Raw genomic sequence first — 10,519 nt, 5'->3', positions numbered from 1 at the left:
GACCCGGGAACGAGGCCGGAGACGTCCTCGCCGGGGGCGCCGACGATGATGAGGGGATCCTTGACGGGGACCTCGTCCCCCTCGTCCCACAGGAGCTTGAGGACGGTGCCCTCGGCGGTGGAGGGCACCTCCATCGTCGACTTGTCGGTCTCGATGGAGCACAGGGTCTGGTCGAGGGAGACGGCGTCGCCCTCGGCGACCGTCCACTCCACGATGATGCAGGACTCCACAGAGTTGCCCAGCTGGGGCATCACCACGATGGTGGCCATGTATTTCCTCCTAGACGATGCGCAGTTTCGTGCGCTCGGAAAGTTCCTTTGTGGATTGGGCGGGGATCTCATCGTCGGTGATGATTCCGGTGACCTCGTCGATCCCCATGAAGCTGACGAAACCGGCGCACCCGTACTTGGACGAGTCGGCCAGCAGCCACGTCTCTTCTGCGCGGGTGCGCATGACGGCACCGACCTGCCCGCCCTCGATGAGCTGCGTGGTCAGGCCGCGGTCAACGCTGAAGCCATCGGTTCCGAGGAAGGCGATGCGGGCGTTGAAGTCGTTGATGGAGCGCTCGGCGACCGGCCCGACCAGGGACTCGGACTCGGCGCGGAACTGCCCTCCTGTGAGGGTGATGTTGAGGTTGGGGTTCGAGCGCGCGTTGGCGAAGACGAGCACGGAGTTGGTGAGGATCTGGACGCCGCGCTTGCGGGTGAGGAATTTGACGATGAGGGCGCACGAGGTGCCGGCCTCGATCATGATGCGGTCGTCGTCGCGGATCATGTCGGCGGCGGCGCGCGCGATGCGCTCCTTCTGCTCGACGCGGTCGAGTTGGCGCAGGTGGATGTTGCGGAAGGCGGTGGGCCGCGCCCCTCCGTGGGTGCGCACCAGGTACCCCTCGACCTCGAGGGCCCTGAGCGTGGTGCGCACGGTGACGGGCGAGACGCCGAGGTCGGCGGCCAGGGCCGCGACGCTCACCTCGCCCTCGGCGGCGAGGCGGTCGAGGATGTAACCGGTGCGTGCCGCCCGATCCATGACCATCACCTCTTCGTGGACAGAAACCCGTCGTTTCACTTTCTCTTACGCACATAGTAGACAAGGAAACGAAAGTGTGCAACATCATCCGCAGACCGTCTCCGCAGTAGCGGGGCACATGGGGCGCTCAAGTGGGCGAAGGGCGCACAACGCCCCTTTTTGCTCGGACAAAGCGCGGAAACGGCGGGCGGGACCGATCCGGTTCCCGCCCGCCGCGAGTCTGCCCGCGCGGCGGCGCCAGCAGCGCCGCCCACATGGGAAAACGAAAATCAAACGAAAGCGCTCACTCGTCCGGTTGGCGCACTCCGACCGTGATCAGCAGATTCCCGTACAGGCGCTGCTCCCCCGTCGCGACGACGATCCCCACGTCCTCGGAGCGGGCCGCGTCGTAGAAGTCGAAGCGCGTGAGCGAGGAGAACTCCACATCGGGCAGCTCCTCCTTGAACTCGTCGTGGATCGGGATCCCCACCGGCTCGGCGGCGGGGTCGGGGACCATGATCTCCACGCTCTCGATCGGGATCGTCCTCTTGAGGACCCGGAGCACCTGGATCACGTCCAGCATCCCGGGGGCGTAGTTGAGCGAGACCAGCTCGCAGGCGGGCCCCACCCCCGTCTTGTGGGGGTAGTTGGCGTCCGCCAGCAGGATCTTCGAGCCGTGGCCGGCGGTGGCCAGGGCGCGCAGGAACTGCGGGTGGGTCATCGGTCCGTACAGCACTGTGGTTCCTTTCATAGTATGGAGCTGGCCCGGATGACCAGCTCGGGGTCGATCGTGATGTCCTGCGGCCTGCCCCCGTCGATCATGGAGCGGACCAGGCGCACGGCCGTGCGGCCCAGCCTGTCGAAGGGCTGGTGGATCGTCGTGAGCGGCGGCGCGTAGGAGTCCGCGCCGTCGATGTCGTCGAAGCCGACGACGCGCACGTCCCCGGGGACCGTCCCGCCTTTCTCGTGGATGAAGCGCATCGCTCCCAGGGCCAGTTGGTCGTTCGCCGTCTGAATGCCCTGGGGCAGACGGTTCAGGGCGCGCATCGCGTCGTAGCCGTCGCGCGAGTCCCACGAGTCCGGCACCAGGACGCGCGGGCGCACCCCCGCCTCGGCGCAGGCCCGCTGGTACCCGATGCGGCGCATGACCGCGTCCGACCACCCCTCCGGCCCGGAGATGTGGACGACGTCGATGAGCCCCTGGTCCAGCAGGTGCTCCGTGGCGATCCGCGCGCCGCGGACGTTGTCGATGGCGACGGTGGAGACCCCGTCGAGCCCCTTCTCCGAAGTGAGGACCAGCACCGTGGGGACCCTCTGGCCGACGGCGACCGCCATCTCCACCGTGGGATCCTGGCCCCCCAGGATCACGACGCCATCGACGTCGAAGGGCGCGATGTCCGAGCGCAGCCGCCCGTCGGGCGAGTACGCGTAGGAGAGGGACACGTGGTACCCCGCCTGGCTGGAGGCGTTGAGCACCGCCAGCAGCACCCGCCCGTGCCCGTGGAACATCGGGGCGGCCAGCAGCACGTGGAGGACCCCCGTGCGGTTCGAGGCCAGCGCCCGCGCCGCGTAGTTCGGCACGTACCCCATCTCATCGATGAGGGCGGCGATGCGCTTGCGGGTCTTGTCCGCCACCTCGGGGTCGCCGCGCACCACGCGGGACACGGTGTTCGTCGACACCCCCGCCATCGCCGCGATGTCAGCCAGCGAGACCTTCTTAGCGGGCTTGCGGGACATGGACACGCGTGGAGGCGCTCGCCGCGATCACAGACGGGCGGTCGGCGGGGTCGAGCTCCCCCAGGGCCTCGAGCTGGGCGAGCAGCGAACCGAAGGTGGAGGCCTCGATGGGCCCCGCCACGACCGTGATCCCCGCGAGGGAGGCGGTGAGGTCGCACAGCAGCCGGTTGCGGGCGCCGCCGCCGACCAGGTTGAGCTGGTCGGGGGCCCGCCCCGTCGCCTCGGTCAGCTCGCCGACGGCGCGGGCGTAGCGGTGGGCGAAGGACTCGATGATGACGCGCACGTACTCGGGCATCGACTGGGGAAGGGGCGCCCCCTGGGCGGCCAGGGCCTCGTCGATCTTGCGCTGCATGTCGCCGGGCTCGGCGAAGCGGGGGTCGTCGGGGTTGAAGTAGGCGGCGGCGGGCGGGCACTGGCGGGCCCGGGCGACCAGTTCGTCGGTGTCGGTCGGCGTCCCCTCGCGCTCCCACTGGCGCTGGATCTCCTGGAGGATCCACATCCCGGTGATGTTGAACAGCGGCCGCACGCCCCCGTCGGTGCGCGCCTCGTTGGTGATCCCCAGGTCGAAGGCCGCGTCCGACATCAGGGGCGCGTCCTCGATGGCGCCCAGGACCGACCACGAGCCGCAGGAGAGGAAGTAGGCCCGCTTCCCCTCGTCGATGGGCAGGCCGTGGACCGCGCACGCGCTGTCGTGGGCGCCGCCGCGCACGACGGTGAGGCCCTCCAGGCCGGGGACGGAGCACTGCCCCACGACGGTGCGGTCGGCGCTGATGCCCCCCACCCATCGCCGGGGGATGCCGAGGCGCTCGAAGACCTCGTCGGAGAACCGCCCGGCGCCCGGCTCGGCCAGGCCGGACGTGGAGGCGATGGTGCGCGACCAGCCCTTGACGCCGGTGAGGCGCCACGCGAAGTAGTCGGGCAGGTAGAGGACCGACGCGACCCTGGCGGCCAGCTCCGGCTCCTCGACGAGCAGGGCGACCAGTTGGTTCGCGGTGTTGATGGTGGCGGGCTGCAGGCCCGTGAGGTCGAAGAACTCCCGGTCGCCCAGGCGGGAGCGGAACTCCCCGAGGGTGCGGGATGTGCGCTCGTCGCGGTAGGCGCGGACAGGGCCGACCAGTTCGTCGTCGGCGTCGAGTGGGGCGAAATCCACGCCCCACGTGTCGATGGAGACGGAGACGGCGTCGGGGTGGGCCGCGACGGCCTTGCGCAGCCCGATGACGGTCTGCTCCCACATGGTCTCGACGTCCCATGTGAGGCGGGCGCCGTCGCGCAGGGCCTGGTGCTTGAAACGGTGGACGTCGGCGACCTCCACGCGCCCGTCGGCGAAAGTGCCGGCGAGTACGCGCCCCGACGCGGATCCGAGGTCTACGGCAAGTACGGTGGTCATCGTGGGTTCCCTTTCTCACCCGCCACCACCCGTGCGGCGAGGGCGGGAATGCCATTATGCTCCCGGACCCCTGTGTCCGGGTACTCCGTGCGGAGGCGGCCCTTGGCCGGGCCGGTGCCCCGCGCGTGCGCGGGGGCCGGGTGCTGCGGCGCGGAGCCGTGGCGCTCCGCGCCGCAGCACTCAGATCGGGGGGAGTCCCCCGGCTCTCAGCGGTACATCGGGCCGAAGTTCTGGCAGGCGCGGAAGTCCGCGCCCTCCGGGGACTCGGTTCCGAACAGCGACCAGGCCTTGGGCCGGAAGACCCGTTCCTCGGGCACGTTGTGCATGTTGACCGGGATGCGCAGCATGGACGCCAGGGTGATCAGCTGCCCGCCGATGTGGCCGTAGCTGATGGCGCCGTGGTTGGCGCCCCACGCGTTCATCACGTCGTAGACGCTCTTGAACGCGCCCTCGCCCGTGAGGTTCGGGACGAACCAGGTGGTGGGCCACTCGATGTTCGTGCGCTCCTCGATGGTGAAGGCGACCTCGTCGGGCAGCTCCACGGAGTAGCCCTCGGCGATCTGCATGACCGGTCCCAGGCCCCGCACCAGGTTGATGCGGCACATGGTCATGGGCATGCCGCCGGAGGTGCGGAAGTGGGTGGAGAAGCCGCCGCCGCGGAAGTAGCCGGTGGAGGCCGGGTGGAAGGTCGTGGCCGCGAGGGTGGCCTCGCGGTCCTCCTCGGTCAGCTCGTACCAGGGCTTGATGACGGGCTCGCCGTCGCGCGTCGCCCTGCCGGCGCCGTCGAGGGTCGTGGAACCGGAGTTGCGCAGGTCGAGCAGGCCGGCTGCGGCCAGGCCCTCGGGCTTCCAGCCCGTCGCCTTCTCGATGGCCTCCGGGCTCCAGTAGGTGCGCACGTCGGAGAAGATCTGCGGCGTGTTGGTCAGCAGGTGGCCGAAGAGCATGGACGCGCCGTTGAGGGAGTCGTTCTCCGTGGCGACCACCGAGGGCTGGCGGATGCCGGTCCAGTCGAAGTTCGTGTTCAGGATGGTCTCGAGCACGTCGCCGTTGGGGAAGTGGTCGGTCCACTGGCGCTGGCCCTGGAAGCCCGCGGCGATGGCGCCGTGGCCGCCCGCCTCCTCCTCGAAGCCCAGCTCGGCCAGGCGCGGGTTGCCGTGCATGAGGTCACGGGCGATGAGCGTCATCTTCGTGACGAACTTCCACCAGTCCTCGTGCTTGTCGGGGTACTGCCACTCCGGCGGGTTCCAGTCCTTGCCCTGCTTGAAGTTCTCGCGGATCCACGTGTAGGCCCGCTCGTACTCGTCGGGATCGTAGATGCCCTCGTCGATGCGGCGCGTGAACTCGCTCATGTCGATGTACTCGTTGCGCATGCCCAGGTAGGCGCCGAAGAACTCGGGGTTGACGACGGAGCCGGCGATGCCCATCGACACCGAGCCCATGGACAGGTAGGCCTCGCCCTTCATCTGGGCGACGGCCAGGCCGGCGGTGGCGTAGTCCAGCAGGCGCGTGCGCACGTCCTCGGGGATCGAGGAGTCGTCGGCGTCCTGCACGTGCTCGCCGTAGATGCCGAAGGCGGGGATGCCGATCTGGGCGTGCCCGGCCAGCGCGGCCGCCAGGTACACGGCGCCGGGGCGCTCGGTGCCGTTGAAGCCCCAGATGGCGTGTGGCATGGCGGGGTCCATGTCCGTGGTCTCGGTGCCGTAGCACCAGCAGGGGGTGACCGTGACGGTCAGGCCGACGTTGTTCTCCTTGAACTTCGCGGCGCAGGCCTGCGCCTCGTGGACGCGCCCGATCGTGGTGTCGGCGATGACGACCTCGACGGGCTCGCCGTCCGGGTAGCGCAGGTTCTCGGTGAAGAGCCCGGCGACCGCGCGGGCCATGCCCATGGTCTGGTCCTCGAGGCTCTCCCGGACGCCCTTGCGGCGCCCGTCGATAGTGGGTCGGATTCCGATACGGGGGTGTTGCGTCATGTCCCTTCATCCCTCCATGAAGTTGTCATTGTGGTCTGCGGGGGCGCGCGCCCCCTCGGATCCATTGGTGCTGGTTCGTTCGGCCTGTCCTGGGGCCCGCGCTGCGGCGGGCCCCAGGGGGACCGGGCTGGGCCGTGCTCAGCCCCGGCCTCGTCCCACGCGGACGGCGGGAGCCGTCACTCGTAAAGGTTGGGGGCGATCGAGGAGTCCGCGATGTTGTCCTTCGTGTACCAGGCGAAACCGGAGTCGATCACGTTGGGCAGCTCGCCCTTGTTGATCGCCGCGATCGCGGCCTTGACGGTCAGCTCGCCCATCCGCTTGGGCGACTGGGTGATCGCGCCGGCCTCGGAGCCGTCCTTGATGGCGTCCTGCTGCGGCTTGCCGGAGTCGAAGCCGACGATCGTGACGTCGGACTTGCCGGACTCGGACACGCCCTGGACCACGCCCGAGGCGGCGGCCTCGTTGGAGCCGTACATGCCGACGATGTCCGAGTTCGCCTGGATGATGCCCTTGGCGGTGTCAGCGGCCAGGCCGACCTCGCCCGCGTACTGCTCCTGGACCAGCGTGAGGTTGGACGGGGCGTTCTTCTCGAAGTAGTCCTTGAAGCCCGCGCAACGCTGCTTGCCGGTGGTGGAGGTCTGGTCGTGGCACACCATGCCGACCGAGCCCTGCTTGTCGCCGAGGATCTCGATCATGTGCTTCGCGGCCTCTCCGGCAGCGGCGTAGTTGTCGGTCTGGACAGTGGTGACGGGGATGTCCGAGTCGACGCCGGAGTCGAAGGCGACGACGGGGATGCCCTCGGCCTTGATCTTGTCCAGCGTTTCAGCCGCGGCGGCCGAATCGAGCGCCGCGAAGCCGATGGCCGCGGGCTTGGACGAGAACGCCGTGTTCAGCTGGTCGGTCTGCTCGGTGACGGCCTTCTCGTTCTGGGGGCCGACGAACTGGATCTTGTAGCCGCAGGCCTTGCCCGCCTCCTCGGCGCCCTCCTTCACGGCCTGCCAGAAGCGGTGCTGGAAACCCTTGGACACGAGGTAGATGGTCTGGGAGCCGTCGCCCTCCTTGATGGACTTCTCCCACTCCTCGCCACTGTCCGAGGCGCACTCGACCTTCGCCGCCGGGGCGTTGGAGCCCGACGAGCCACTGGTCGACGAGGTGTCTTCCGACCGCGAGCACGCCGTGAGGCCCAGGGCCATGGTGCCGACGGCGGCGACGGCGACGATACGTCCGATGGGTCGCATTGGTTTTCCTTTCATGGTTTTGGTCGGGGGCGCCCCGGCCAAAGGACGGTGGACATCTCTGTCCGAGTTCATTGGATCGAAGGTTGATGGGTCAGGCCGCGTTCTCACGAGCGCGGCGGATATTGTCCACGGCGACCGCGAGGAGGATCGCGATACCGGTCACAACGTACTGGTAGTCCTGCGCGATGCTCATCATGATGAGGCCCTTCTTCAGGGTCTCCATGATGAGCGCGCCGACCAGCGCGCCGGGGATCGAGGCGCGGCCGCCCGACAGCGAGGTGCCGCCGATGACGGCCGCGGCGATGACGTTGAGCTCCATGCCCACGCCCTCGGCGGGCTGGACCAGGCCCGAACGCGCCGAGTAGAGGATGGCGCCGATGGCCATGAACACGCCGGCGACGACGTAGATGATGATCTTCCACAGGCGCACGTTGACGCCCGAGAGGCGGGTGGCCTCCTCGTTCGAGCCGATGGCCAGCGCGTAGCGGCCGAGCAGGGTCTTGTTCATGAGGAAGGTGGCGACGACCGTGAGGACGACGAAGATGAGCGCCGCGTTGGCGACATAGGGGATCAGTTCGCCGGTCGCCAGCTTCTTGTACGCGGCGTTCTTGATGGTGATGGACTGGGTCTGCGAGATGACCAGCGCCAGGCCGCGGGCGACCATCATCATCGCGAGTGTGGCGATGAAGGGGGGCAGGCCCAGGATCGACACGTTGAAGCCGTTCACCAGGCCGACGGCGGCGCCGACCAGGATCGTCAGCAGCAGGCCGAGGCCGAGCGGCAGGTTCATCTTGTCGCCCGCCAGGAAGATGCCGGCCATGACGGCGACGAAGCTGAGGCCCGTGCCCACGGAGAGGTCGATGCCCGATGTCGCGATCACGAAGGTCGCACCCAGGGCCATGACGCCGGTGAACGCGGCTTGGAGGACGATGTCGAGGTAGATCGTCGGCTTCGCGAAGTTGGGCGCCGCCATCGAGAAGAACAGGAGGATGACCACCAGCGCGGCCGTCACGACCAGCAGCTGCATGTTCCTCTTGAGGAAAGTGGTGAAAGGCGAGGGGGCCTCCAGGCCCCTGTTGTCGTCTGCGGTGCTCACGCGACTTCTCCGTTCGCTTGTTCCTGACCGACGGTGGCCAGTTCCATGATGTTCTCTTGGGTGGCTTCCTCGTTGTCGAGGACGCCGATGATCCGGCCGTGCGCCATGACGGCGATCCGGTTGGCCAGGCGCAGGACCTCGGGGAGCTCGGAGGAGATCACGATGATCGCCTTGCCCTGCGAGGCCAGGTTCTCCAGCAGCGTGTAGATCTCGTCCTTGGCGCCGACGTCGATGCCGCGCGTGGGCTCGTCGAAGATGAGGATCTCCGCGTCGCGCTCCAGCCATTTCGCGACGACGACCTTCTGCTGGTTGCCGCCCGACAGGCTGCGGACGTCGACGTCCACGCTGGGGGTGCGGGTGCGCAGTTTCTTCACGTACTCCTGGGCGACCGCGCGGATCTTCCGGGCGTTGACGATGGCCGCCTTGGTGAACTTGTCCATCGTCGCCAGCGAGGTGTTGAAGGAGATGTCCTTGTCGAGCAGCAGGCCGTACTGCTTGCGGTCCTCGGACAGGTAGCCGATCCCGAATTCGACGGCGTCGGTGGCGCTCTTGATCGACACCTCCTCCCCGTGGATGCGGATGACCCCCTCCGTGTGGGGGTCGGCCCCGAAGAGGGCGCGGGCGACCTCGGTGCGCCCGGCTCCCACCAGGCCCGCGAATCCGAAGATCTCGCCCTTCTTCACTTCGAAGGAGACGTCGTGCACCACCTTGGCGGTCGACAGGTGCTCCACCTCGAGGACGGGCTCGTCGGAGATCGGCTTGGTGGTGGGGCGCGCGTCGGCGGGGACCTCGCGGCCGACCATCATCTTGACGACCTCGGACATGGGGGTGGCGGCGGTCTCGACGGTCCCGATGTACTTCCCGTCGCGCAGCACCGAGATGCGGTCGGTGAGCTCGGTGAGCTCGGGCATGCGGTGCGTGATGAAGATCAGGCCCGTCTCGGGGGTGATGAAGTCGCGCACCAGTGAGAACAGCGCCTCCGTCTCGGTGGTGGTCAGCGGCGCCGTGGGCTCGTCCATCACGAGGATCTTCGAGTCGAAGGACAGGGCCCTGGCGATCTCGACCATCTGGAGGCGGGCGACGGGCAGGTCGCGGCAGCGCGCGGTGGGGTCGATGTCCATGTTGAGGCGCTCGAAGAGCTCACGGGCGTCGCGCACGAGTTTGCGGTCGTCCACGTACATCCACTTCGAGGACTCATGGCGCCCGAGGTAGAGGTTCTGGGCGACGGTCAGGTCAGGAACGATGTTGAGTTCCTGGTGGATGATGGACAGGCCGAGGTCGCGGGCGTGCTCGGGGGACTGGATGTCCACCTGCTCGCCCTGCAGCCAGATCTCGCCGCCCGGGTCGGATTTGTGGATACCGGTGAGGACTTTCATCAGCGTCGACTTGCCGGCGCCGTTCTCACCGCAGAGCCCCAGGACTTCGCCGGGTCGAAGGTCGAGGTCCACGTCGGACAGCGCCTTGACGCCTGGGAAGGTCTTGGAGATCCCCTTGAGTTCTAGTAGGTTTGTCACTTCTCACCCCTTGGGACCAGGTACTTCTACGTTCCTGGAGCGTGTCCCCTCAGTCTCGTTAACGCTAACGGAATCGCGTCTGAGGGGTCGCCCTCATTGGCGTAGGAACAACGATAGAGCACATGGGCCGAAGAGTCGAATCGAAACGTGCCCCACGTTACCCAGCCGTTACCGCCCGCGCCTGGAACCCTCTCCAGAATCAGAGTGTTTCCGCAGGTCGGAGAGGATTCGCGCCGCCGTTGCCACCAGCCAGTCCTCTTCGATCGAACAGGCTTCCAGGAGCAGGCGGCCCCGCTCCGCATCAACGGGCATCCCCTCCCGCTCCCAGTGCTCCATCCCTTCCCCGCGCACACTTGTCGGAAAAGTTCCGTGAACGTTCACGACCCGCCACCACGGAACGGATCCGCCCCAGTCGCGCATGATCCGCCCGACCACCCGGGGGCCCGTGCCGAACGCCGCGGCGATGCGGCCGTAGGTGGTCGCCCTGCCCTCGGGGATCGCCTCGACGAGGCGCAGGACCGCCTCCACGCGCTCATCGTCCAATGCGGCCGCCCTCCCCGTCGTCGGAAGGG

Annotated in this window: 10 protein-coding genes; all 10 read right to left on the bottom strand. The window is 68.3% G+C overall.

Annotated features, from left to right (window positions below; genetic code table 11):
* The coding region (locus tag BH719_RS08850; RefSeq protein WP_009744500.1) for a biotin/lipoyl-containing protein at positions 1-269 on the bottom strand (269 nt) is incomplete at its 3' end.
* A 10-nt stretch (positions 270-279) separates the two neighbouring features.
* Positions 280-1,026 carry a DeoR/GlpR family DNA-binding transcription regulator gene (locus tag BH719_RS08845; RefSeq protein ID WP_034219129.1) on the bottom strand — a complete coding sequence of 249 codons (747 nt, stop codon included), beginning with the start codon at positions 1,024-1,026 and terminating at the stop codon, positions 280-282.
* Positions 1,027-1,309: 283 nt separating this feature from the next.
* Complete coding sequence (locus BH719_RS08840) at positions 1,310-1,741, bottom strand: RbsD/FucU family protein (RefSeq protein ID WP_009744498.1); 432 nt, start codon at positions 1,739-1,741, stop codon at positions 1,310-1,312.
* Between the two features lie 11 nt (positions 1,742-1,752).
* Positions 1,753-2,742 (bottom strand): LacI family DNA-binding transcriptional regulator, encoded by a 990-nt coding sequence (locus BH719_RS08835; RefSeq protein ID WP_009744497.1) that lies wholly within the window; start codon positions 2,740-2,742, stop codon positions 1,753-1,755.
* Positions 2,723-4,129, bottom strand: a complete 1,407-nt coding sequence (locus BH719_RS08830) for a rhamnulokinase (protein WP_009744496.1) — start codon at positions 4,127-4,129, stop codon at positions 2,723-2,725. Before BH719_RS08830 ends, BH719_RS08835 begins: the two co-directional genes overlap by 20 nt.
* A 206-nt stretch (positions 4,130-4,335) precedes the next feature.
* The gene (locus BH719_RS08825; RefSeq protein ID WP_009744495.1) at positions 4,336-6,099 is read right to left on the bottom strand and encodes an L-fucose isomerase; all 1,764 of its coding nucleotides are present in this window, start codon (positions 6,097-6,099) and stop codon (positions 4,336-4,338) included.
* A gap of 176 nt (positions 6,100-6,275) precedes the next feature.
* Positions 6,276-7,337 carry an ABC transporter substrate-binding protein gene (locus tag BH719_RS08820; RefSeq protein ID WP_009744493.1) on the bottom strand — a complete coding sequence of 354 codons (1,062 nt, stop codon included), beginning with the start codon at positions 7,335-7,337 and terminating at the stop codon, positions 6,276-6,278.
* Positions 7,338-7,428: 91 nt separating this feature from the next.
* A complete protein-coding gene (locus BH719_RS08815) occupies positions 7,429-8,433 on the bottom strand; it encodes an ABC transporter permease (protein WP_009744492.1) in 1,005 nt (334 codons plus the stop codon).
* Positions 8,430-9,947 carry a sugar ABC transporter ATP-binding protein gene (locus BH719_RS08810; protein WP_009744491.1) on the bottom strand — a complete coding sequence of 506 codons (1,518 nt, stop codon included), beginning with the start codon at positions 9,945-9,947 and terminating at the stop codon, positions 8,430-8,432. The genes BH719_RS08815 and BH719_RS08810 overlap by 4 nt, the downstream gene beginning before the upstream one ends.
* 168 nt (positions 9,948-10,115) lie before the next feature.
* On the bottom strand, positions 10,116-10,475 hold the full coding sequence (locus tag BH719_RS08805) for an MGMT family protein (protein ID WP_425415313.1): 360 nt from the start codon (positions 10,473-10,475) through the stop codon (positions 10,116-10,118).
* Positions 10,476-10,519 lie beyond the last annotated feature (44 nt).

Source organism: Pauljensenia hongkongensis (assembly GCF_001746855.1).
In the GTDB taxonomy this organism is placed as follows: Bacteria; Actinomycetota; Actinomycetes; order Actinomycetales; family Actinomycetaceae; genus Pauljensenia; species Pauljensenia hongkongensis.
The sequence above is the reverse complement of the archived record's forward strand: the minus strand, read 5'-3'. Positions and strand labels throughout refer to the sequence as shown.